Origin of the sequence: Shewanella sp. SP2S2-6 (genome assembly GCF_031931965.1) — a bacterium.
Taxonomy (GTDB): domain Bacteria; phylum Pseudomonadota; class Gammaproteobacteria; order Enterobacterales; family Shewanellaceae; genus Shewanella; species Shewanella baltica.
Genome location: NZ_JAUOEQ010000029.1, coordinates 1 through 22,245, shown reverse-complemented (window position 1 = coordinate 22,245; position 22,245 = coordinate 1). Strand labels below are relative to the sequence as shown.

Below are 22,245 nucleotides of genomic sequence, written 5' to 3'. Positions count from 1 at the left end.
AAAGAACAATAATATTGCATCTTTAGGAGGACATATGTCCAATTCTGTTCACGGTCATGATGTTATGGCGCTGATGGTAGCGCAAGGTACCGCTATTATAAAGCCTGAATTATTATCCCTAATGGGACAAAAGTTTGGCTTTGCGGCTCGATACCACACCTGTAGTGCCGCCGATCTTAGCGCTGAAGCATTAATTCAGTTACTCGTAGCGAAAGGTAAGTTCCATGAAACGCCCCAAGGCATTGAACTGGCCGCGGGGAGAAAGTGTGAGCATTAATAGATTGTGGCTATACATATTTTGGCAATCGCGTAACTGTTTAAGAGAACAGATGCGTAATACAAAATCATTAGAGTGTGGAGACGTTTGCTCATAGAAAGACATTGAGCGTGACCGAATATTACCGTTTGGCTTTATCGGCTTAGAAGTTTAGGTTTCGTCGTGGCGTTTATTGGCAATTTGGTTCTGCTGCGCGGGTGTGAGTTGGCTAAACTCATGGATTAAAATACGCAGCAAGCGAGATTTTGCAATGCTGGTGGATTTCGATAAGTCATCGAGCTGGGCAATACTCTTTTCTGTCAGGGTAAAAGTCGCGTGGCGATACATCTTAGTCGACTTTTTATCTAAGCCCTTAACTGTCGCTTGAGTCTGAGCCGCGGCTAATAAACTCGCCTTACCTAAGGCGTAGTTATTGGCATCTTCAATGAAATCATCGACAGAAACCGGCTTGATGATTTGCTTAGGTTTCTTACGTTTAAGATCAGTTAAGCTCATAGCTATTTTCTGGTGGCATAGCAAATAATTCATCCGCTATAGCGCGGATCTCATCGGCGGCTTTTCCATCGGGTTCGATTTCGACCACAGAGGAGCCTTTTTCTTCACTGTCATCATAAATATTTCGACAAAAGGTGACGGAGTTCAACACTCTTAATCCAAAGGATTGCACCACATCTTTAGCCTCTAAAATACGCTTAAATTGTGTAGGAAGCGCAGGGCATTGGGTTAGCACTATGGTGGCGATCATTTTAGGATTCACCATCTTACAAGTGCTGAGCATGTCTTCCATGTGGGGTAATGTTTTAAGATCGCGTCTTTTAGGTCTGAGGGGGATCACAACATAAGTGGCTACCGACATGGCTGCGCGCATGGCCAAGTTATCCTGACCACCACAGTCAACAATCACGTAATCAAAACGCTCATTGAGGCTGAGTAAATCATTGCGAATTTTGCCATAAAGCTGAATGCAATTAATGCTGGGCAGACTGGGATCATTATTTCTCGCTTGGATCCAATCTGAAGTTGTGCGCTGGGGATCACAATCGACCATAAGGACGTTTGCTTGAAATTTTTGCTTGATATAAACGGCTAGATTTTGAGCGAGGCAACTTTTTCCGCTACCACCTTTTTCACCACCCACCAGCAAGATCATAGTGACGCCCCTTAATGACTTGTTCAATCCATTGAGTGTAGAACAGACCCATTAAACCTGCGAAAATTAAGTTAAATTAAAGCAGTTGCATGGCAATGTGGTAACTTTGGTCGTGGCATTTCGCGCAGCGGCAGACTTGTCCTTTGACGGTATTTTGCTGGGTAGAATCGGGATTAAAGGTCACTTCGATGAGTTCGCCCAGTGCAAAGGGACGTTTATAATCGAATAAAATACCGCGTCTGGCTAAGTCGATACACACGCCTTCATCGGTTTGCTTTGTGCCTTGTGCATCAATCCAATGTAAGACGACACGCTCCGCTTCCATGTCCACTCGCAGTGATGTGCGTTTTTCTTCAAAACCAGTAGTATGGTCACCCATAACTCAATTGCCCCGTAAATTATTGATCTCAGTAAAACTAGCATAATTGCTTTTTGGCAGAATACCAATGTGAAAGCTAGGTCTTTGATAATAGTTTTAAAAGGAGGACAGCAGGTGCTATTGAATTCGTCTTCAATAGCACCAACTCAGGTGCTTGATTAATTGTCGTATTCTTGGTTTTTCGGATAGGGCATTTTTAATTGACCCCAACGAATGACGATCACAGTTGCCGCTAAAATTAACGTCGACAGTGATATCGCAGCAATACGCCAATCTTCCATACTCTTCATATCTAAAATGAGGTAACGAGCTAAGGCCACAATTGCGATATACAGTGGCATACGCACGGGTAACTTACCTGATTCATAGTAGTTCGCCACCATGGCTAAGACTTCTAGGAAAATAAATAACAGGAGTAAATCCGCTAGTGCAACCATACGGACAGAGACAATATGCACAATTTCTTGGCCTATCGCGACGATAGTGGCAATGGCAATAATAAACAGAACTAAGTGTTCTACAGCTTTGAGGCTCTTAGAACCATATTGGTGATAAAATGGCATGGGCATTCCCTACTTGATGTTTTTTTAAATAGTAACAGTAAAAATCAGCTTGTAGGGAAAAGCGCAGTTATGCTGTGTGACTTAATTCACAGATATGTTCAATCTACATTTAAGTGCCAAATTCAGTATTAACATGTCCTAACCAGGTCGACCATCAATTCTGGCTTGGCACAACATAGGCCCATAGCAGATACAGAAACAGCCGAAGGCGATGACCCAAGATGTTATGGCGGCCAGCAGTAATGATGCCGACCATAGCGGGATTATCCCTGCTAATACTCGAAACACTGCCGCAAGCAGGATTAACCCAAAGGCATACTTCATTATGCTTGGCGGTTGCAGTGTTCGGCCCGTATGGCCTAACGAAACCCGCGCCATCATAGCTAAAATCATCCCAGCTAACCCACCAACCGTTATCGCGTGCATACCAACGGATATGGGGAAACCTAAGCTAATCAGTGCTAAACCAATTGGGATACACACATAGCTAAGATGCAGCGACCAGAGCAAAGGTACGCGCCAGCAGGCATGCCAACCCCAGCGATGCCAGCGCAGCAGTAAAACGATACTCGCAATCCCTGCCATACTACGGAGCAATATTTGCTCTTGTAGGATCAAGCTAATGACTAATCCAAAGAGACTGATAAAGCTCAGCCATTCGAGCACTGGAATCGCAGTTTGACGCTGCCATTGGGTGGCGCGCTCGGTGAAAAAAGGGATCACTCGGCCACCTAAGAGTGCGACTATGATGCTGATTAACGCAACCGCACTATATAAGCCTATGTTTATCCATTCAAATTGATTTGTTAAAACGCCGTAGTAACTCAGTGCATTCATTAGGGTGAGCAAGGTGAGAATGGGGATAAACACAAAGTTTCGCCATTGACGAACGCGGATCACTGCTTGGGCGAGTATTAACGCCGTTAGCGGCAAAAATAGTAAGTCGATAAACATGATGAGCGTAAAGGGAATCGCTAGCGGCATGAGTAATAATAGCCGTGGCAATAACCACACACTGAACAACCCTAACAACCAAGTTCCTTTAATTCCAGCTTGGCCTGTCCAGTTTTGCACTGCCGTTAGTAAAAAGCCCGCGACCACGGCGCAGACAAATCCAAAAATCATTTCGTGACCGTGCCACCAAAGTGGATTAACGGATTGCGGCAACAGATTGATCCCTGAAAGAAAACCTCCCCAGATCCCTAATGCCAATACGCTGAATAAACTCGCAAACAGGAAAAAAGGCCGAAAGCCTAATCTAAATAAGGCGATTTGTGGTTGTAAATGTGCGGGCTCATCAATATTCAACATAATTGGCTCTTGAGTATCTGACTAAATCTGTCGAATATTTTAAGCTGCAATTAAAATGAATGTATATATCCCAATATGAGTATTCCTGGTGCGGCGTCTGTTTAAGACGCAATCTAGTCTGCACAGATGGCGCTCAACATGAGAAACGACAATCTCTAGCGTGAAAGGAGTGAGCGCGCGACAGACGTTAAAACGACAGGATGTAAAGCGAGTGGAAGAAGAGCGATTTGGGGGCACATTAGGTCATGAAGAATAAGCTAAGATATTGAACCGCTTATACTGTTACTAAGGTTAATTAGCTTTTGGCTAAAACTGCATCAGCATAAGCGGTGGGAAAGGCGAGGTTATTTATTCTTACGTTTTTGCCACTTAAACATAATCGAATATTTCCACAGATTATTAATCAATAAATAACCCACTGCGGAAAAAATTACCCCGAGCACAAGGCATCCCAGTAAAAACGCCGGACCTATGGTGGCAAGGGAGGCTTCAATCCATTGCCAACTGGCTTCGAAGGCAAAATCTTGCGGCGCATGGCCGAGTATCTTAGCGCCGAGTAAATACGCGCCATAAAACATCACTGGCATAGTTAAGGGATTGGTTATCCAGACTAATGCGACAGAAACGGGAATATTAACGTTAAATAGAATGGCAAAAGCCGCAGCCACTACCATCTGAAATGGCATAGGGATCCAGGCGACAAATAATCCCACTGCGAATGCGCCAGGAGCGGATTTGCGATTTAGCGCCCACAAATTGGGATTATGTAATAAGCGTCCAAACATGCGTAAGTGTTTATGCTCACGCAAGGTTTCAGGCTTAGGCATAAATCTTTTGATTAATTTTTTTGGCATAGGCTGAAATTGCTGTCTTAACTTAATTCACTATGAATCGATTCATGTTTGGCTTTAGTGCCATCTTGTTATCAGCGATGTTGTGGCCTTCGCTGCCGCCAGTCAGTTATATACCCTACCTTGCTGTTGGGGCGTTAATTTTATACCGAAAAATCCCTGTCTGCGCAGGTGGACTCTTTGCAATGGCATGGCTAACTGGTTTTTGCTTAGGATTATCTAGGCAGGATCTTCCAGTGTTACAACAACCTATACAGGTTAGGGGCGAAATCATATCACTAGTTAGTCGAAACAGCGACTGGCTAAGTTTGGATATATCGGTCATTAAACCAAATTTAATCTTAGGGCCAAATGCAAAATTGCGACTCACGTGGAAAGATCCGCCAGAAGTCGATGTCGGTCAGGTTTGGCAGTTTACCTTGATGCCTAAGCGTATTGCTAGCGTGTTAAATCAAGGTGGCTACAACGAGCAGAAACAATTAATCAGCCAACATGTTGTCGGTAAAGGGCGAGTGATAGAGGCACATTTACTGGAGGTTTCACCTTCACTGCGTAACGAGCTGATAAGCGCATTGACGCCTGAATTAGCCTCTTTGCCGCAAGGTGATATTTTACTCGCCTTGCTTATGGGTGATAAGCAGTTGATCACAAAAGCACGTTGGCAAGCACTACGGCAGACGGGTACGGGTCATTTAGTGGCGATCTCCGGCTTGCATCTCTCAGTCGTCGCAGCATGGATTTACACATGCCTTTTTTTTGGATTGAGTCACTTACTGCCACATCAAAGTCGACGTAATATCACCCTTGCTTTAGTCGCAGCGGGCATAGGCGCCGCATTTTATGCCTATCTTGCTGGCTTTGGTATTTCGACTCAGCGGGCATTGGTGATGATTCTGCTGTTAATGCTGTTGAGTTTATTAAAGCGATTTTCTACCGCGTGGGAGCGCTTGTTATTTGCCCTGTTCATTGTATTGCTGCTTGATCCGCTCGCTTGTTTAAGTGCGGGATTTTGGCTGTCGTTTTGTGCCTTAGGCATCATCTTATACACCTTAGAAATCCAACCAAGGGCATTTACCCCAGCGTCGACTCGAGGGGCACGTTTACGCACAGGGATGATACAGTTTTGGGCAATCCAATGGCGCTTGAGTCTCGGGCTTGGATTACTGCAAGCGGCACTCTTTGGCGGTGTGAGTATACACAGTCTGTGGATGAACATCTTGGCAGTTCCTTGGTTTAGCTTTGTAGTGATCCCCTTAGCAATGGCGGGATTTGTCTGCTGGTGGCTTGGAACTACGTTTGGGTTCTCTTGGTTGGGACTGCTTCGCCTCAGTGATTGGAGTTTATCGCCCTATGCGCAGTTGCTTGATATCAGTCAGCAATTACCCGCCCATTGGTTAGCACTCTCTGACAGCCTATTAGCCTTAGGAGTCTGCACGTTCGTTGGTGGTGTGTTATGGCGCTATGTGCCTAAGCATAAAAACAATATTGCTTGGCTAAGCCTATTGAGTTTGTTGTTTATGCCCGTATTACTTTTTTGTATGACGCTGTGGTCTCCCGTGCAAACCCATCGATGGGTCATGCATTTACTCGATGTGGGCCAAGGTTTAGCCGTGGTGATTGAAAAAAATGGCAGGGGAGTCATCTATGACACGGGCGCCGCTTTTGGTGATGATTTCAGTTATGCGGAGCGGGTGATATTACCTTTCCTAAAAGCCAAAGGTATTCAAGAGATTGATTATATTGTTATCAGCCATAGCGATAACGATCATGCAGGCGGCGCGTCTGTCTTGATAGAGGCTTATCCTAAGGCTTGGGTGATCACAGATGTGGCAGGCTTTAGCGGCCAAGATTGCCGCCCAAGGCAAATTCAATGGCAAGGGTTGAGCTTTAACTTACTCTCACCGCCTCAAGTGCTGGCGGGCAATAATGGCTCCTGTGTGGTACGCATCGATGATGGCTTGCAAAGTCTGCTACTCACCGGGGACATTGAAAAACAAACCGAAGCGGCATTATTAAGTCGTGAATTAAGTGTAAGCCGTGAGCTGAGTGTGAGCGGTGATCTAAGCGTGAACGGTGATCTAAGTGACTTAAACGAGTTACAAAGCGACGTGCTGGTGGCGCCGCACCATGGCAGCAAAACCTCGTCGACAGAGGCCTTTATCGATGCCGTAGCCCCTAAGTTAGTGCTTTTCCCTGCGGGTTTTGCTAATCGTTATGGTTTTCCTAAATCCACTGTGGTTGAACGGTATCAGCGACGAGATATAAGGAGTCTGACCACAGGGACTGAAGGGCAGATTAGTGTGATTTTTCAGCAGTCTGAGTTAGAGGTAAAGACCTATCGTGGTGATTTAGCGCCATTTTGGTACAACTCTCTGTTTAGATTTGGTGACTTGATTAATCCAGAGTAGAATGCCTACTTTGCCATAATTTAGTGTTATCAATGACAACATCTCCTAAAGACGAAATGTGGACAGTTTTCAAACGATTACTGGGCTATATAAAACAGATGAAAGGCATGTTTATGCTTTCAGTTGCGGGATTAATTATTTATGGTCTCGTCGATGCCGCCTTTATCGCTTTCATCGGCCCCTTTATTGATAAGGGTTTTTCCGGCGGCGCAACCGCTGCGGTCACCAACGGCATAGCATTGCCAACCAGTGGAGGTTTCCACGCGAACAACGACGTGCTGATGATGGCGCCGCTTGTGGTTATCGTCATGTTTTCCCTGCGTGGTTTTGCCAACTTTGTTTCGACCTACGGCATTTCATATATGAGTGCACGTTTGATCATGGACATGCGTCAGCAAGTGTTTGAGCATTATCTTAGCCTGCCAGTCAGTTACATGGACAAGGAAAATACCGGTAACTTGATTTCAAAAGTCACCTTCGATACTGAGCAAATTGCCAGAGCATCGGGTAGCGCTTTGATTTCTATCGTCCGCGACAGTGTAACTGTATTGGGTATGCTGGCACTGATGTTCTATAACTCTTGGAAGTTATCCCTGTGTATCTTAGTGATTGGGCCTATTATGGGCATGGTCATTGCTGTAGTCAGTCGTCGTTTCCGTAAGGTTTCTAAGCAAATTCAAACCGCTATGGGCGGCGTGAGTGCTACGACTGAGCAAATGATTAAGGGCCATAAAAACGTATTGGCTTTTGGTGGACAAGAAACCGAAGCTACCCGTTTTGCTAAAGTGAACGATCAAAACCGCCATCAAAATATGAAGTTAGCTGTGGCTCAAGCTATTAGCCAGCCGTTGATCATGATTATCGGCTCATTCGCCTTAGCCTTTGTGCTTTATGCGGCAAGCTTAGACAGCATGAAAGCCGATCTCACCGCCGGTACCTTCGCGACAATTCTTGGCGCTATGATGGCCATGTTGCAACCCATCAAAAACTTAACCCGAGTGAACGCCGAATTCCAACGGGGTATTGCAGCTTGTACCACAGTATTTGAATTACTGGATACGCTGCCTGAGTCTGACACAGGCACTTATACCGTCGAGCGCGCTAAGGGTCATCTACGTTTCGATAAGGTCTGTTTTAGCTATGACAGCCAAGATCGTCGAGCGCTGGAAGATGTCGATTTTGAAGTTAAACCGGGTCAAACCCTAGCGCTAGTCGGTCGTTCTGGCTCTGGTAAGTCGACTATTGCCAGTCTAGTAACCCGTTTTTATACGGGGCTCGAATCCGGCGACATTTTGCTCGATGATGTCAGCATCTACGATTACTCGCTAAAATCGCTGCGTAATCAAGTGGCTCTGGTATCGCAGCAGGTGACCTTATTCAACGATACGATTGCTAACAACATCGCCTACGCCTATCCCGGTGAAGCGACGCGTGAGCAGATTATCGAAGCGGCGACCTTGGCCTATGCGATGGAGTTTATTGAACAGCTGCCCCAAGGCCTTGATACCCAAGTGGGTGAAAATGGCGTGTTATTGTCCGGTGGTCAAAGACAGCGGATTGCGATTGCGCGCGCTATGTTGCGTGATGCGCCTGTGTTGATCCTCGATGAAGCGACCTCGGCATTAGATACTGAGTCGGAAAAAGCTATTCAAAAAGGCTTAGATAACCTCAGACAAAACCGCACCTCAGTAGTGATCGCCCACAGGTTGTCGACTATCGAGAGTGCCGATCAAATTCTAGTTGTGGATCAGGGACGTATCGTCGAACGCGGGACGCACCAGTCGCTATTGGAATTAGATGGCATGTACGCCAAATTGTACCAAATGCAATTTGGTAGTTAGATGCAGGCCTTAGTGAATAAAATCTGGTATCAGGGCCATCCACTGCGATGGCTCTTGTTGCCTTTATCGGGCGTATTCGCGGTGATCACTTATGTGCGCCGCGCCTTGTTTCGCCTCGGATTCAAACCACAAACGGCAATGCCTGTGCCTGTCATCGTTGTTGGTAATATTACCGTCGGCGGTAGCGGTAAGACGCCAACCGTGATTTATCTGATTGAGCTACTGCGCCAGCATGGGTTTCACCCCGGTGTGATCAGTCGTGGATATGGCGTTGATATTCAAGGCGTTAAAACGGTTAACTTAGGCGCGAGCGCGGTAGAGGTCGGTGATGAACCTGCCATGATAGTGGCGCGCACTCAAGTGCCCATGGTGGTTGGCGCTAAACGGGTCGATGCGGCTAATGCGCTTATTGCTGAGTTTGGTGTTGATGTCATCATCTGTGACGATGGCCTACAGCATTATGCTCTGGCACGCGATATTGAGCTGGTGGTAATTGATGGTCAGCGCGGTTTAGGCAATGGCTTGCTATTGCCAGCAGGTCCATTGCGTGAAGGCGCGTGGCGTCTCGATACCGTGGATTTTATCGTCAGTAATGGCGGCCCAGCGGCAAAAGGGCAGTTCGAAATGCAACTGACACCTACGGCAGTGAAGCCTGTTAAATGTGATGCGACGTCTGGTGAATATACTTTCGATAAGTCTCAGCCGCTCGTTGCGATGGCGGGCATAGGTAATCCAGCGCGCTTCTTTGAATCGTTGCGCGCACAAGGCTATCAACTGGCGCTATGCCAGGGTTTTGATGACCATCAGGCTTACGATAAAACCCAGTTAGGTGATTTAGCCCAAGGCTTGCCACTGTTGATGACAGAAAAAGATGCGGTTAAATGTCGCGATTTTGCACAAGAGAACTGGTGGTATTTGGCGGTCAATGCCAAGCTATCCCCACAATTTGATGAGCAGCTGCTCGCACGTCTTCGCGAGGTGGCTGCAGCTAAACAAGGAAACTTCCATGGCATTCGATAAAAAATTGTTAGATATAGTGGCTTGCCCTGTGTGTAAGGGAAAACTTGAGTACGATAAAACGACGCAGCAGTTGATTTGTAAGGCAGATAAGCTGGCCTATCCGATCACTGAAGGTATCCCTGTGTTATTAGAAAATCGTGCTGTGCCACTGACTGAATTAGTCTAGTGTGATGTGAATGCGCGTATTGCCTAATACGCGCATACTTACCTTTTTGAGCTTCTCTTATTATTGTTTTCGCTATTTTTAGCCGATTAACAGTGCTTCTCCAATCTTGCGTCTTTTCGATGCTCAGAGCTTAGCCATGCAAATTTGAGTTACTCAAACCTTCGCTAATAGTTCACAAATTTTTGTTTATCGGCATTGGTCGCGCCTTCTTGGCATTCACCACGAATTTCGCCTCGCCCGGGTTCGATAATCCGACTCAATTCGATATAACCTTCGCGGCAATAACCTGTCATTTCAAGGGTTTTCGTTAAACCTAATTCGACTTGTCGTCCCCAAACTTCTAATGAGTCCTGTAGATCTTGCATCGCGCGACGTTGTTCACGGGGATCTTGCATGCTACGTACGCGGGCATCGTGCGGGAAAGGGCGGTCTGCATCACCCATGTTAGATTTATCATCGACCAGCCGCGCTGTGTAGCTGAAGAGTTTAAGGCCATCGGCTTTAATGTCTGTGGTTAACTTATCCCGTAATTTTCCGGCAAGTTCACTAGGATCGATGGGGGCATTGCTACAGGCGATGAGCGAGAAACAACTTAAGATGGCAAGGCTGAGGTATCGAAGCGGCATAATCAAATTTAACTCTTAGGTTATTAACTGACAGCAGAATACCTTAATATGACCCTAAAGTTCATGGATTTATGGCATCTTCATGGACTGAGTGTGACTCTATTGGCGCAATGGATTAAGGATGGGCGATTAATGTTGGCGTTTTGGTCGAATAAATGGGCGCAAATCGAATGGGATATGAGCCTGACTCAAGGCATATGCCTTATGCTCTTGGCGTTATGGCTCTATGCGATATGGCCAAAAGAAGAGTTAGCGCAGATCCGACGGGATAAAAACCTGCAGTTACGCTTGTTACTGACGCTGGTGGGCGTCAATGCGCTGTGGTCGTTAAATGCCAGTATTCAAACTGGGTTGCATCTGCATTTTCTGGGAATAGTGACCTGTATGCTGATGTTCGGTTGGCGTCTTGCGACCGTGGCATTACTGTTGCCGAGCGCTTTTTTTAGTCTTTTTGTACTAAAACAGCCCGCTGATTTTGGGGCTTTTAGTCTGTTCGCTATGGCTGCGCCGCTGTTCCTATGTTTTATTTTATACAGTCGTAGTTACCATTTATTTCCTAAACACATTTTTGTGTTTATCTTCGTCGGCGGTTTTATCAATGCGGGCCTTTCAACTGTGTTTCATCAAATGAGTTGGGCGATGTGGTTATGGTCTGCAGCGGATTACGATTGGAATGTGTTAGTGGATGACTACTTGATGCTAATCCCTTTGCTGGCGTTCCCCGAGGCATTGCTTAATGGCATGGCGGTAACGCTATTGGTGGTGTATCAACCCCAGTGGTTATTTGATTATTCCGACCGAGAATATTTGTGGCGTAAGTAGATGTGATAAAAGAATGCGATAAAACAACCTAATAAAAGAACTGCGCCCGAAACCTCGATATTTCAACGGAAAACCCATTGTAAAGTTCATTGGGAAGTCCATTGAAAAGTCGATTGAACAGTTCATTAAAAAAGGTACTGGGCGCACTTATTTGGAGATTTACACAGACTGTTGCACCGCGATTTAGGCGAAGCGTTGGTCTAAGTAGTTAATGATTTCTTTAGATTCATACAACCACTGTACTTGGCCGTTTTCTTCAATGCGCAGACAAGGCACTTGCTGTTTGCCACCTTGGGCGACGAGCTCATCTTTGTGTGGCGCTTTTTTAGCGTCGAGGGTCACTATATTGAGTCCCTGACGGCGCATTGCACGGCGGACTTTTACGCAAAATGGGCATGCTGGATACTGATACAGGGCCAATGCTTGAGTTTGAGTATCAATCTGTTGTTGCTCTGCCAGTGGACGTTGGCGCTTTTTAGGGCTAAATACGAAGTTTAAAAACAGAATGATCCTGCCTAAAATCCAGCGAATGATAAACATGTCAGTGACCTCAATGATAATGTGTGTTGAAAAGTGATTCGTGTGTCAATGGCGCCGTCGCAAATGTGCGACGAAACTGAGATTTAGCGATTCGTGCGTGCGATCCCAGTTGCATAAAGGCCGCAGAGTGTAACCTATGGCACAAAGCGCGGCCAACATTTTAGTGTGGATTAACAGGTAGAAGATTCTTTGGCGACAAGGACAGCGTTTTCGCTTAGCGGTAACAATTAGATATGCGCTTAGCTATACATTTAGGCATGCTCTTCACCATAAGAAAGAAGCCCGCTAAAGCTGAACTTTAGCGGGCTTCTTTTATCGTAAACACAGCAACATTAACCCATTGCTTGAGTTATTGCGCGTCTATTGCGCGTCTATTGCGCATCTATGGTAAGGCTCACTTGGGCCACATTTTGGGTTAAACTCACTCGGCTTTCGAGCAAGAAGATCCGCTCTGGGGCAATCTCTTTCACGTCCACAAGGTAAGCTTTAACGGCTTTGGCTCTTTCTTGGGCCAAATTACCCAACATGCCATCGTTAACATTCTGCGCTTTTACTGACAGATTATATAAAGCGATATGCCAGCGGGTGGTGATTTCGTCATCGGAAAGCTGTGCGTCTTTGGCCTCTGCGATAACTGTGTCTTTTATTAGTGCCGGATCGGATTTAACTTCCTGCTCATAGAGCTTCACTAGCGCATCGGCGAGCGGCCCTTGGGTCGGGAATTGGCTTGGACTTAAATCATCAGGTAACGCACTGAACTCGATATTGGCTAACTTAGCCAATTTGCGCTTCATGATACGCTCAGCAATGGCTTGGCTGTCATTGATGGCATCGACTTCACCTTCAACGCTGAGCTTGAGCATAGGTCTGTCGAGTAAGGCGCTGGCGAGTTTATCTAAACTTTTCTGCTCATCTTCACTTAGGCTGAATTGACCGGCGGCAAAGCTGATTTTGTCTAAGGTTTCGTCTGAACCTATCAGCCCCGCTAAGAAAGTGAAGGGCGCAGTGACGGCTTTAGTGATCACATTGGTAATCGCCGTCATTATGATGCTGCCGACACTAAAGCTGGGTGAGTCTAAATCGCCTGAGACTTCCATGCCTAAATCAATCACGCCGTTACGGTCCTGTAGCAGCGCAATGGCGAGCGTGATAGGTAAGCTAGTGGCAAGGTCACTATTACTGGGTTTACCGAGTTTCAGTTGATCTATGACTAGATGGTTATTGCCCTTGAGCTTGTTCTGATCGAGTTTGTAGTTCAGCGACAGTGATAACTGTCCCTTATCTATGTAGTAACCCGCATAGGTGCCTGAGTAAGGATTGACTGAGGTTAGCTCAACACTTTTGAAGATCAAATCGAGATCTAAATATGGCATGTCTAACAAAGGGTTAATATCGCCTTTTAGGGTTACAGGCGCGTACTTGTCAATCTTACCTTTGATATCGACCGAGGCTTTAGTGCCTGGCGTGGATGACAGGTGAGTGATATTGCCTTCAAGCAGCTCAATTCCCGAAGCAAAATTCGGGGTCAGTGAGTTATCGGCAAAGTAAGCCGAGCCTTGGCTAAAGCTAATTTTTTGAATATCGAGGCTCAGCTCAGGCGTTGCTGACTTGCTCGCCATTTGCGGCTCGGTTGCGGTTTGCTTAGCAGGGGGCGCGCTGTTCGTTGTCGCACTATTCGTTACTGAAGCTGCAATAGGCGCTTCGACGATAAGGTCGCTGATATTAGTGCTTCTATCTTTAGCGATCACCACTTTGGCGTAGGGTTGATTAAAGGCTAAGTGATCGATTTTGATTTGATTTTTTTGTTGGTCAAAATCGAGCTGATTGATATTCATCTTTTGCCATTTGACCAGCGGAGCATTACGCAATTTGTCATGAATGGCTAAATCATCGAGCTCAACACTGCCGCCGTAAATGGCTTTACCCTTGGCATCAGCCGTGAGCTTGCCTGCAGAGCTTAATAAACCACTCTTAAGCTGGATATTCACGTAGGGGGCAAGATACGGTTGGAACTGGATTAACGCGAGCTTATCGAGTTGAATATCGGCATCTATGGCTTCGCCTGGCACATCGACCTGGCCTTGGGAGCTTAAAGTACCTTTGTCATTAATGCTGAGTTGTAGCGCATATTCAATCGGCTCGGCTAAGGCGCTGGTGATAGTTTTTGTTGAAAAATTAAGTGGATACACACGCCATTGCTGCGGTGTCTCAGTTAACTTTTGCTCCGACAGATTAAGATCGTAGTTTTCAATATTGAGCGCATCGAGTTGCACGAACCAAGTGTCTGTTGACGCCGTTACTGGTGTTTGCTTGATTGGCTGTTGAGGCTTTTCTTCCACTTGCGCGACTTGTACGCTCTCAACATTTTTGGCTTCTAGTGACTTAGCATCTGCCGGCTTAGCATCTATGGAATTAGCAACTGGCGGCGCTGCACTTGTAGACGCACTGGCGGATTTCGGCATGAACAAGCTGGCGAGATCGAGTCCATCTTGATTCAAAATGGCGTTTACAGTAAGGCCATCACTGTGAAGCTTATTGATGCGTACTTGCTGCTGCTTCAGATCCATTGTAATACCGTCGAGGGCAAAGATTGGCAGCTTGACCACTGAGCGCTCTTGGTCGTTAAAGTTCAGTTTTTCAACAATAAACTGGCCATTGTTGCTGGTGACTTGTAACTCGCCATTCTCGGCAAGATCCACTTGATACTGAGTCTTAGCCGTGATCTCGCCATCGGTAAGTGCTGGCTTAAATTGATCGTCGATAAATCGCCAGAGTGGTCTCAGTTTCAGTTTGGCGATGTGGACGTCACCCGCAACTTTTAGTGGGAACAGTTGGAATTGCCCCTGCAAACTGATTTCACCAGCATGATCATCACTGAGTTGTATCGCATAGTGATTGTGCTGAATTGGCATAACTTGGGAGCCAGAGCCAGAGCCAGTATCAGAGGATGATTGGGCGTTTGGTGTCGGGTTGGCTTCAGTCTTATTTGCTTTTGTGGCTGGTGCTACTGAGGCCGACAATGCCGACATCAAATATTCAGTATCGAGCTGACTGAGTTTTAAATTGATATTGGGATAATTAACTTGAGCGTGGGTAATTTGGTCATCGAAGTTAAATTGCCCTGCATTCAATACAAATTGGCTGAGCAGGACACGAACGGGGGCGCTGGCTTCAGTGGGTGTTGTTTCTGTGCTCGCGGATGAATGCTTGTTCAAGGTCTGCAGAATATCGTCGAAGTTGAATCCAGCTTTGCCTTTTTTCTCCACGCGGATGATGTGTGCGTAGGGCGCTTGTATGTGTATGTTTTCGATCACGGCGGCGCGATTAAAAACAGATTGCCAAAAGTTCACTTCGAATTGGACTTGCGCTAAGCCTGCAAACGGTTTTTCGTCTTTTTCTTTAATGGCCAGTTGGTCAATTTCGACTTTGAAATTAAAGGGATTGATGCGGATATCCCCTAAGGTAACGGGACGGCCAAGTAAAGCAGAGAGTTTTTCTGGGGCCAGCGTGGTTATCGCATAGGGCAGGATTAAGCCTAATGTGCAGACATAGCTAAGGTAGACGGCGGTGAGGTAAACAAGCACACGCAGGTACCTTGGGAGAGCAAAAAAAGTGTGTTTGAATTGCGATAGCTGGGTCAGCATTAATATCAAGGCTCCAATGCATAAGACAGGGGAAAACTGCCATAAGTGCGAACATTCTAGCGATTAACGCTAATGTTTCCAGATATTATTTATATTTTATCAATGAAATCTTAGCATTACCCGACAACAACCTATTTTGAACTCAGTCGTTTCTGACTGACAACCTATCTCTACATTGATAACAACAACTGTATCAGTTTGTGGCGCATCCCTTGAGTTGTCACTCATTATATTCAAGTCAGATTTTACATCAGCGTTTTAAATAACTAATGGCTGCAATAATGGCGCCCTGTGGGTCTTTTATCCAACAAAAACGCCCAACCTCAGGAATATCTTCAGGGCCAAACAGAATGTCACCGCCGAGTTTTTTGGCACTGATAGCTACTTGATCCACATCGCTAACGGTAATATAGCCAGTCCAATGTGAGGGAAGAGTGGGGATTAAACTGTCGGTAATTCCGCCAATGCTGACGCCCTGATTTTCAATAATATGATAATGGCCGTGGGGCATTTTGACGGTTTTAAAGTGCCAGCCAAAAATCTCAGCATAGAAGCACATGGCCTCTTCGGTGTTATGGGTTGTGAGTTCATGCCAACTTAACGCACCTGCAGTATTAAAAGCCGATTCCATAAGCGCATCCTTAATTTATTGTGGTTAACTTTTTATTTGAGTCGTTGTTCAGTGGCTGTGTTTAAGGCTTGTGTTTAAAGCCAGTGTTTAAGCCTTGTACCCAAACGCTATATTTAAGCCCTGAATTCTGAGTTTGTACTTGGGAAGCCTATTTCGGGTTTCTGACCCAAATTGAGTGTAGTTGAGGCCGGTTGATAATTCACAGGCGGTAAATTAAAATTTCTGTTTTTTGAGCTTGTAGAACATTAAATTAACTTAATGTTCTACAAGGGGATTCACTTATTTTGGATAGGCCAGTCGGCTGTTAGTGGTTCAATAACATTGTGGCTTTGGTGATGTGCTGGATGCAGCTTGTCGCGCCAAGACTTAGCACAGAAAACAGATTTGAAAACGAGTTCGTTTACTGTGGTTTGAGTGTTAGACCTGACTCCCGTTAACTTGTTAATATAGGCCAGTTTTGCATCTTATCGATGCCACCTTAGGGGATACGAGATTGAATAAGAGTTTAGTAACAAATTTATTGGCGGCTGCTTTGGTGGTTGCGGGCTACGTGATGCAGTCGGCAATTATCTTGAATGTCGGATTGTTTGCCTTATCGGGTGCGATTACCAACTGGGTTGCAGTTTATATGTTGTTTGAGAAAGTCCCCGGACTCTATGGCTCGGGAGTCGTGCCTTCTCGTTTCGAAGAGTTTAAGGCGGGCATTGCTCATTTGATGATGAAGCAGTTTTTTACCACAGAAAATATCGACCGATTCCTGTCTGAAAAAGAAGGGCTGAGCAAAATAGACTTGGCGCCTGTGATTGAAAAGATTGATTTAGCGCCTTCTTTTGATGCATTAATTAGCACAGTCGCGCAATCTTCCTTTGGTGGTATGTTATCTATGTTCGGCGGCACAGATGCGTTATTACCGCTAAAAGAACCGTTTATTGTGAAGATGAAAACTTCTCTAGTCGAAATGGCGCAAAGCGATGCATTCCACGAGTTGCTGAAACAAGAAATCGAACAGCCAAATGTGATGGCGGATCTGCAAACCAAAATTGCCAACATAGTAGAACAAAGGTTAAACGAGCTCACACCGCAAATGGTGAAACAAATCGTTCAAGACATGATCCAAACGCATTTAGGTTGGTTAGTGATTTGGGGCGGCGTGTTTGGCGGTCTGATTGGACTTGTCGCAGCCTTAATCCAAGGTTAACCTGAGTTAAAGCAGCGAATAGAATGGGAGCTTGGCTCCCATTTTTTATTCATGCATTTTGTGCCCATCATTTTGTCCCTCATTAAATAGCAAGGAAGTCTATGAACCTTCAACACAGCATCAATTATTTGGAAATCCCGAGCCGCGATATTGCGAGTTCTAAGGCCTTTTTTAGCCAGGTATTTGGCTGGACCTATGTCGATTACGGTCCTGAATACAGCTGCTTTATGGATGTCGGGATCACAGGTGGCTTCTATCAAGCCGAGGTGGATTTTACCCTCGCAAAAGGCTGCCCGCTGATTGTGATCTACAGCCAAAACTTAGAATTGACTCTTGCTGCTGTCGTGGCCGCTGGCGGCGCAATCACGGCAGACATCTTTAGCTTCCCCGGTGGCCGCCGATTCCACTTCACTGAACCCTGTGGCAATGAATATGCCGTCTGGTCAGAATGATCCTAATGCCAATCCTTGTATCCGCAATTGTTGTTTAGATCAGCAAGATATTTGCTTAGGTTGCTTTAGGCATCTCGATGAGATTTTAGCCTGGCGCGCTATGTCAGATGTGGAGCGGCAAGCTTGTTTTGCCAGAATGGCGCAGCGTAAAGCTGAGGTTCAGGCCAAAAGAAGCGGCGTAAAATAGATAACTTAAATTTGACGCATTAATCGAGTGTTCCAACGGCGAAATACGCATTAACGTATTTCGCCGTTGGCATTTTGAAGCATTCTTGGCATTTGAAGCAGAAGTTACACGGGATCGATGACTATGTGCTCAAGTTCGATGGCGGCAACGGTATGGAGTGCATCCATAGTCGCGCCGACTAAACTGATTTTTCCTTGAGATGATTCAATTAACACCGCGCGGCTGATATCGCTAAATTCACGATTATGGCGAACGAGATTTGACAAGGCCATTTGCATCGGCAGCATAGAAGGATTGAATGCCGCGTTCTCTGCATAGCGACCACAATAGGTTGCGCCATCGCGCATTTCTAAAACCACGGCAGCAAAACTCTGAGTGTAAGGCGCGTAACTTAAACCGGCATGATCTAAACCTTCGATGATCATAGGATCGGCACTATCTAAAGCAAATTCAGTTTGTTGCTTAGCCATTAAAGGCGAAGTGACATTTAAGTCTTTTGGGCCAAAGGCATAGGGTAAATAATAAGCCAGTGGGTGGCTTTCCTGTGCGGGTAGATGAATGCTGATCTTACTTCCTTCAACCAGCTCATTCATAAATTGACGGCAATGGCCGCAAGGGCTGGCATTGACTATGATATCAACAATTTGGCTTTCACCGCTGAGCCATGCATGGCTGATAGCGCTTTGTTCTGCATGGACAGAATGAAACAGCGCTTCACCGGGTAATTCTAAGTTGGCACCCATGTAGATATCGCCACTTTTTCCTTTGGCAATCGCACCGACATAAAACTCACTGATAGGCGGTTTCGCCAGTGCAGCGGCTATCGGCAGCAGTGCCAGTAACACTTCTGCTTCGGTCATCTTGCTTGCACTTGTGAGCGTGGCAAGTTGCTGCGCATCTAAGTGTCCAGCAAAATTCTGGTGCAACATCGGAATGAGAGCATCGGCTAACGGCGTTGGCAGTTGGGTTATGCTACGAATGAATCTATCTTGCATTTCCCGATTCCTTATTTGTTAAGTTCATGGAAGAACATTCTAGTAATTTTGTTACAGCATAAATGCGAGTTAGCTCGCGTTTATACGCTGCAAATGTGTGTGTTCGATAGTAAACAACTTAAGTTATGCGCCTAATAGAGTGAGTCTATTCACGAATATAAACAAGCTTAAGACTATTAAATAAAAGACTTAAGCTTGAATTTACCCAACTTAAAGTTCACGTAAATAATGACAAAGGGCAGCCAGTAACTTCTGCTTAGTCTCATCGGCTTGCGTATCTTGCAGCAGGTTTTCTAATTTAAGTACGTAGTCTTGATCGGCTAAGCGATTTTGACAGAATTCACGCCAGCGCTGTGACTCTTCGTAATCGAGTAGTTCAGGGTAATTACGGGCACGGTAACGAAACAGCATTTCAGGGATACGTGGGTCATCAAACTGCAAGTCTAGCGCCGCTAAATTTTGCGGTAGGGTATGACGGATGATTTCCATTTTCGCTTTATCAGCTTGGCTAAAGAATCCACCTGAATACAGCATCAAATCGGGATCTGTGGTTACTCTGCTATCATCGTGTTCAAATAATAGCGCCAGTTTTTCGCGTAATTCTGGGTGACGTTTTAGACGCTTATATTGCTCTCTGGCAAATTCTTTATCTATGCCTAAACGAGTGGCATGTTCATCGCTAAGGATTTTAGCCGAAGTGATAAAAGGGCACTTATTTAAATGAATTTGTTTTACCGCGATCGGTAATTCGTCTTCGGCAAGATCGGCTCTTGGCGTATACATACGCGTCTTAATTTGCTCAATATCTAGCTCAAAGAGTGGCGTTAAATCCATGGCTAAATTAACGCAAATAACCGCATTTTTATTGGTTGGATGGTGCGCCACGGGGGAAATTAACGTCGTACAACCATTGCGCGCACTAATTTTAGAGCTCACGTGTACTAACGGCTGCATATTGAGCACATCGATTTGATCGCTCACCGCTTGCTTACGGCGCAGGTCAAAATAGTACTGATATAACTTAGGCTGTTTCTCGCGAATGAGTTTTGCCATGGCTATGGTTGCATACACATCAGACATGGCATCATGGGCTTTCTCATGGCTTAAACCATTGGATTGGGTCAAATGTTCTAGCTTAAAACTAGGAGAGCCATCTTCCTTGGTTGGCCAGTTAATGCCTTCGGGTCTAAATGCGTAACAAGCGCGTACTAAATCAATGATATCCCAACGAGAGTTACCATTTTGCCATTCACGGGCATAGGGATCGATAAAGTTCCGATAAAAGCCATAACGGGTCACTTCATCGTCAAAACGCAATGAGTTATAGCCCGCAACACAGGTGTTTGGCTGGCTAAACAGTGCTTGAATACGCCCCATAAACTCAGTTTCAGGGATGCCTTTTAAATTGGCTAACTGCGGAGTGATCCCTGTGATCAATATCGCTTCTGGTGACGGCAAATAATCAGGGGCTTGCTTGCAATAAAATGTCTCAGGCTCGCCGATGATATTGAGATCTAAATCCGTGCGAATACCGGCAAATTGCGAGGGTCTGTCTTTCGCCGGGTTAGCCCCGAAGGTTTCGTAGTCGTGCCAAAATATCGACCCTGCTTTATCGTCTTTCATCTTCATTTATTTCGTTCTCTAAAGCATTTAACATCATGTTATTTAACGTCAAATGACTTTATTTGGATTCGTTGTCATTCACATCAATTTAGTTTGCTACTCTTCGATGTGAGTACATATCTGTGTACATGTTCCGTTGTGCGTCACAATAGCTAAAATCACATGTACACAATGTAATTATAATATCTTTATCTTACAGTCGGTTATGTGCAATAAACGGCCAACCATATTCAGGAAAACCAGAGCTTGCAGACTGCGACGACTTAAGCGTTCGCATTACCCTGCAGGGACTATAACATGGCAGTATCGATTTAGGATTGATAATCAACCTGGGCGGCTAACCCTTGGTCGCTATCCTGATTTGAAACTAGCTGACGCACGGAAACTGATCCCTGAGCTACGTAACTCAGTGGCAAATAATATAGATCCACGTGTGTTTTGGAAACAGCGCAACACATTTGTGTTCTGGTCTAATCCCATCGGACACTTAATTTTGAGACAGTATGGTCAATAAATTAAGAGGTCTATATGAGTCTGAAAAAATCACATAAGAGTTATCCGCAGGCATTTAAAGATGAAGCCGTCTTGATGGTGCTAGAGCAAGGTTATAGCGTTGCCGATGCGGCAAAGTCTCTTGGAGTTAGCACGAGCCTGCTTTACAACTGGAAGGAAAAACACCAAGCCCTGAAACAAGGTGTCACCTTAGAAGAGTCTGAGCGTGATGAGCTAAAACGATTACGTAAAGAAAACAAAGAATTACGAATGGAGAAACTCTAAAAATACCCAAGGGGCACACCGAGGCCAGCGCCTTCTTTGCGAAAGAAATGAAGTAAAATTTCGTTTCATCAAACGGCAATCCAACCTGTTTCCCGTAGCACTGTTATGTCGAGTAATGAGTGTCAGTAAATCAGGCTATTACGATTGGCATAAACGCCCTGCAAACGTGATAAGCCTTGAAACACTGAAGCTTTATCGCCTTGTTCGACAGTTATTTAAGCAAAGTCGAGGCAGCTTAGGGAATCGTGAAATGGTGAAAAAATTGCGCAAGGATAATGGAATGGACCCATCCACTTTAAATCGGCCTCGCAATGGGCCACGATGTAGTCGCTAAAACTCATCAGAAAGAGGACGGGTCCACCTATGAAGATTACTACAATCGGTTTAGATATCGCAAAGTCTGTTTTTCATGCTGTTGGTGTCGATAAAGCAGGCAAGTTAATCAAAAAGAAAATGCTTAGACGCAAAGACTTGCTGCCCTTTCTTGCTCAAATTGAGCCGTGCCTAATTGTGATGGAAGCCTGTGGTGGAGCAAATTACTGGGCCAGAGAATTTGAGCTGTTGGGCCATAACGTCAAGCTAATCGCACCTCAATTTGTGGTGCCTTTTCGGCAAGGTAATAAAAATGACTACAACGATGCGCTAGCCATCGCTGAAGCTGCGCAGCGACCCAACATGCGGTTTGTAAAACCCAAAAGCGTCGAGCAGCAAGATGTGCAACTGCTCCACCGAATGCGCGAAAGATTAACTAAGCAATCAACTGCCTTAATCAACCAAGTGCGAG

General features: G+C 45.4%; 22 protein-coding genes and 2 pseudogenes. 12 read left to right on the top strand and 12 right to left on the bottom strand.

The window, feature by feature from the left end:
• Positions 1–34: 34 nt before the first annotated feature.
• Positions 35–277: a YecH family metal-binding protein gene (locus tag Q4Q57_RS16835; protein ID WP_106650190.1), complete on the top strand. Its 243-nt coding sequence runs from the start codon at positions 35–37 to the stop codon at positions 275–277.
• A 150-nt stretch (positions 278–427) separates the two neighbouring features.
• Here the strand turns inward: Q4Q57_RS16835 and Q4Q57_RS16830 are convergent, their stop codons facing one another.
• The 6 genes from Q4Q57_RS16830 to Q4Q57_RS16805 all read right to left on the bottom strand — a co-directional run bounded on the left by Q4Q57_RS16830 (position 428) and on the right by Q4Q57_RS16805 (position 4,534).
• Positions 428–772, bottom strand: a complete 345-nt coding sequence (locus Q4Q57_RS16830) for a ribbon-helix-helix domain-containing protein (RefSeq protein ID WP_106650191.1) — start codon at positions 770–772, stop codon at positions 428–430.
• Entirely contained in the window at positions 759–1,427 is a 669-nt protein-coding gene (locus tag Q4Q57_RS16825) for an AAA family ATPase (RefSeq protein WP_106650192.1), read from the bottom strand. The genes Q4Q57_RS16830 and Q4Q57_RS16825 overlap by 14 nt, the downstream gene beginning before the upstream one ends.
• A 76-nt stretch (positions 1,428–1,503) precedes the next feature.
• Positions 1,504–1,806, bottom strand: a complete 303-nt coding sequence (locus Q4Q57_RS16820) for a PilZ domain-containing protein (RefSeq protein ID WP_259543140.1) — start codon at positions 1,804–1,806, stop codon at positions 1,504–1,506.
• A gap of 158 nt (positions 1,807–1,964) precedes the next feature.
• Positions 1,965–2,369 (bottom strand): phosphate-starvation-inducible protein PsiE, encoded by a 405-nt coding sequence (locus tag Q4Q57_RS16815; RefSeq protein ID WP_106650194.1) that lies wholly within the window; start codon positions 2,367–2,369, stop codon positions 1,965–1,967.
• 138 nt (positions 2,370–2,507) lie between these two features.
• Positions 2,508–3,680 carry an NnrS family protein gene (locus Q4Q57_RS16810; protein WP_311891461.1) on the bottom strand — a complete coding sequence of 391 codons (1,173 nt, stop codon included), beginning with the start codon at positions 3,678–3,680 and terminating at the stop codon, positions 2,508–2,510.
• Between the two features lie 344 nt (positions 3,681–4,024).
• On the bottom strand, positions 4,025–4,534 hold the full coding sequence (locus Q4Q57_RS16805) for a DUF2062 domain-containing protein (RefSeq protein ID WP_006087434.1): 510 nt from the start codon (positions 4,532–4,534) through the stop codon (positions 4,025–4,027).
• Between the two features lie 32 nt (positions 4,535–4,566).
• Here Q4Q57_RS16805 and Q4Q57_RS16800 point away from each other — a divergent pair, with 32 nt between their 5' ends.
• Genes Q4Q57_RS16800 through Q4Q57_RS16785 form a run of 4 tightly spaced genes read left to right on the top strand, consistent with a single transcriptional unit; the run spans position 4,567 to position 9,966 of the window.
• Entirely contained in the window at positions 4,567–6,939 is a 2,373-nt protein-coding gene (locus Q4Q57_RS16800) for a DNA internalization-related competence protein ComEC/Rec2 (RefSeq protein ID WP_311891460.1), read from the top strand.
• Between the two features lie 32 nt (positions 6,940–6,971).
• Positions 6,972–8,780, top strand: coding sequence for a lipid A export permease/ATP-binding protein MsbA (gene msbA, locus Q4Q57_RS16795; RefSeq protein WP_311891459.1), 1,809 nt, complete (start codon positions 6,972–6,974; stop codon positions 8,778–8,780).
• Complete coding sequence (gene lpxK, locus Q4Q57_RS16790; protein WP_311891458.1) at positions 8,781–9,800, top strand: tetraacyldisaccharide 4'-kinase; 1,020 nt, start codon at positions 8,781–8,783, stop codon at positions 9,798–9,800.
• Positions 9,787–9,966 carry a Trm112 family protein gene (locus Q4Q57_RS16785; protein WP_115334989.1) on the top strand — a complete coding sequence of 60 codons (180 nt, stop codon included), beginning with the start codon at positions 9,787–9,789 and terminating at the stop codon, positions 9,964–9,966. Before lpxK ends, Q4Q57_RS16785 begins: the two co-directional genes overlap by 14 nt.
• A 164-nt stretch (positions 9,967–10,130) precedes the next feature.
• Here Q4Q57_RS16785 and Q4Q57_RS16780 read toward each other — a convergent pair whose 3' ends face one another.
• Positions 10,131–10,592: a hypothetical protein gene (locus Q4Q57_RS16780; protein ID WP_311891457.1), complete on the bottom strand. Its 462-nt coding sequence runs from the start codon at positions 10,590–10,592 to the stop codon at positions 10,131–10,133.
• A 132-nt stretch (positions 10,593–10,724) separates the two neighbouring features.
• On the opposite strand from Q4Q57_RS16780, the gene Q4Q57_RS16775 reads away from it, so the two are divergent.
• Complete coding sequence (locus tag Q4Q57_RS16775) at positions 10,725–11,414, top strand: energy-coupling factor ABC transporter permease (protein WP_311891480.1); 690 nt, start codon at positions 10,725–10,727, stop codon at positions 11,412–11,414.
• Between the two features lie 183 nt (positions 11,415–11,597).
• On the opposite strand, the gene Q4Q57_RS16770 is transcribed toward Q4Q57_RS16775, so the two are convergent.
• The 3 genes from Q4Q57_RS16770 to Q4Q57_RS16760 all read right to left on the bottom strand — a co-directional run bounded on the left by Q4Q57_RS16770 (position 11,598) and on the right by Q4Q57_RS16760 (position 16,229).
• Positions 11,598–11,954: a glutaredoxin family protein gene (locus tag Q4Q57_RS16770; protein WP_107947090.1), complete on the bottom strand. Its 357-nt coding sequence runs from the start codon at positions 11,952–11,954 to the stop codon at positions 11,598–11,600.
• Positions 11,955–12,325: 371 nt separating this feature from the next.
• The gene (locus tag Q4Q57_RS16765) at positions 12,326–15,598 is read right to left on the bottom strand and encodes a DUF748 domain-containing protein (protein ID WP_311891456.1); all 3,273 of its coding nucleotides are present in this window, start codon (positions 15,596–15,598) and stop codon (positions 12,326–12,328) included.
• Positions 15,599–15,848: 250 nt separating this feature from the next.
• Positions 15,849–16,229: a VOC family protein gene (locus Q4Q57_RS16760; RefSeq protein WP_311891455.1), complete on the bottom strand. Its 381-nt coding sequence runs from the start codon at positions 16,227–16,229 to the stop codon at positions 15,849–15,851.
• A 493-nt stretch (positions 16,230–16,722) separates the two neighbouring features.
• Between Q4Q57_RS16760 and Q4Q57_RS16755 the strand changes: the two genes are divergently transcribed.
• The 3 genes from Q4Q57_RS16755 (at position 16,723) to Q4Q57_RS16745 (ending at position 18,066) form a co-directional block, all read left to right on the top strand.
• Complete coding sequence (locus Q4Q57_RS16755; RefSeq protein ID WP_311891454.1) at positions 16,723–17,427, top strand: DUF445 domain-containing protein; 705 nt, start codon at positions 16,723–16,725, stop codon at positions 17,425–17,427.
• Between the two features lie 101 nt (positions 17,428–17,528).
• The gene (locus Q4Q57_RS16750; protein ID WP_012088857.1) at positions 17,529–17,879 is read left to right on the top strand and encodes a VOC family protein; all 351 of its coding nucleotides are present in this window, start codon (positions 17,529–17,531) and stop codon (positions 17,877–17,879) included.
• Positions 17,854–18,066 carry a DUF1289 domain-containing protein gene (locus tag Q4Q57_RS16745; RefSeq protein ID WP_311891453.1) on the top strand — a complete coding sequence of 71 codons (213 nt, stop codon included), beginning with the start codon at positions 17,854–17,856 and terminating at the stop codon, positions 18,064–18,066. The genes Q4Q57_RS16750 and Q4Q57_RS16745 overlap by 26 nt, the downstream gene beginning before the upstream one ends.
• A gap of 104 nt (positions 18,067–18,170) precedes the next feature.
• On the opposite strand, the gene cdd is transcribed toward Q4Q57_RS16745, so the two are convergent.
• A complete protein-coding gene (gene cdd, locus Q4Q57_RS16740) occupies positions 18,171–19,061 on the bottom strand; it encodes a cytidine deaminase (protein ID WP_311891452.1) in 891 nt (296 codons plus the stop codon).
• Positions 19,062–19,271: 210 nt separating this feature from the next.
• A complete protein-coding gene (gene sbcB, locus Q4Q57_RS16735) occupies positions 19,272–20,690 on the bottom strand; it encodes an exodeoxyribonuclease I (RefSeq protein WP_311891451.1) in 1,419 nt (472 codons plus the stop codon).
• 199 nt (positions 20,691–20,889) lie between these two features.
• Between sbcB and Q4Q57_RS16730 the strand changes: the two genes are divergently transcribed.
• The 3 genes and pseudogenes from Q4Q57_RS16730 to Q4Q57_RS16720 form a co-directional block, all read left to right on the top strand.
• Positions 20,890–21,198: an Arm DNA-binding domain-containing protein gene (locus Q4Q57_RS16730; RefSeq protein WP_311891450.1), complete on the top strand. Its 309-nt coding sequence runs from the start codon at positions 20,890–20,892 to the stop codon at positions 21,196–21,198.
• A gap of 14 nt (positions 21,199–21,212) precedes the next feature.
• Positions 21,213–21,735 (top strand): annotated as a pseudogene (locus Q4Q57_RS16725) (transposase); the annotation flags it as partial.
• 89 nt (positions 21,736–21,824) lie between these two features.
• Positions 21,825–22,245: pseudogene (locus Q4Q57_RS16720) on the top strand (IS110-like element ISSba19 family transposase); the annotation flags it as partial.

Coding starts and splice junctions, on each gene's coding strand:
- Q4Q57_RS16835 (WP_106650190.1), top strand. CDS start 35: ATGTCCAATTCTGTTCACGGTCATGATGTTATGGCGCTGATGGTAGCG.
- Q4Q57_RS16830 (WP_106650191.1), bottom strand. CDS start 772: ATGAGCTTAACTGATCTTAAACGTAAGAAACCTAAGCAAATCATCAAG.
- Q4Q57_RS16825 (WP_106650192.1), bottom strand. CDS start 1,427: ATGATCTTGCTGGTGGGTGGTGAAAAAGGTGGTAGCGGAAAAAGTTGC.
- Q4Q57_RS16820 (WP_259543140.1), bottom strand. CDS start 1,806: ATGGGTGACCATACTACTGGTTTTGAAGAAAAACGCACATCACTGCGA.
- Q4Q57_RS16815 (WP_106650194.1), bottom strand. CDS start 2,369: ATGCCATTTTATCACCAATATGGTTCTAAGAGCCTCAAAGCTGTAGAA.
- Q4Q57_RS16810 (WP_311891461.1), bottom strand. CDS start 3,680: ATGTTGAATATTGATGAGCCCGCACATTTACAACCACAAATCGCCTTA.
- Q4Q57_RS16805 (WP_006087434.1), bottom strand. CDS start 4,534: ATGCCAAAAAAATTAATCAAAAGATTTATGCCTAAGCCTGAAACCTTG.
- Q4Q57_RS16800 (WP_311891460.1), top strand. CDS start 4,567: ATGAATCGATTCATGTTTGGCTTTAGTGCCATCTTGTTATCAGCGATG.
- msbA (WP_311891459.1), top strand. CDS start 6,972: ATGACAACATCTCCTAAAGACGAAATGTGGACAGTTTTCAAACGATTA.
- lpxK (WP_311891458.1), top strand. CDS start 8,781: ATGCAGGCCTTAGTGAATAAAATCTGGTATCAGGGCCATCCACTGCGA.
- Q4Q57_RS16785 (WP_115334989.1), top strand. CDS start 9,787: ATGGCATTCGATAAAAAATTGTTAGATATAGTGGCTTGCCCTGTGTGT.
- Q4Q57_RS16780 (WP_311891457.1), bottom strand. CDS start 10,592: ATGCCGCTTCGATACCTCAGCCTTGCCATCTTAAGTTGTTTCTCGCTC.
- Q4Q57_RS16775 (WP_311891480.1), top strand. CDS start 10,725: ATGTTGGCGTTTTGGTCGAATAAATGGGCGCAAATCGAATGGGATATG.
- Q4Q57_RS16770 (WP_107947090.1), bottom strand. CDS start 11,954: ATGTTTATCATTCGCTGGATTTTAGGCAGGATCATTCTGTTTTTAAAC.
- Q4Q57_RS16765 (WP_311891456.1), bottom strand. CDS start 15,598: ATGCTGACCCAGCTATCGCAATTCAAACACACTTTTTTTGCTCTCCCA.
- Q4Q57_RS16760 (WP_311891455.1), bottom strand. CDS start 16,229: ATGGAATCGGCTTTTAATACTGCAGGTGCGTTAAGTTGGCATGAACTC.
- Q4Q57_RS16750 (WP_012088857.1), top strand. CDS start 17,529: ATGAACCTTCAACACAGCATCAATTATTTGGAAATCCCGAGCCGCGAT.
- Q4Q57_RS16745 (WP_311891453.1), top strand. CDS start 17,854: ATGAATATGCCGTCTGGTCAGAATGATCCTAATGCCAATCCTTGTATC.
- cdd (WP_311891452.1), bottom strand. CDS start 19,061: ATGCAAGATAGATTCATTCGTAGCATAACCCAACTGCCAACGCCGTTA.
- sbcB (WP_311891451.1), bottom strand. CDS start 20,690: ATGAAGATGAAAGACGATAAAGCAGGGTCGATATTTTGGCACGACTAC.
- Q4Q57_RS16730 (WP_311891450.1), top strand. CDS start 20,890: ATGTGCAATAAACGGCCAACCATATTCAGGAAAACCAGAGCTTGCAGA.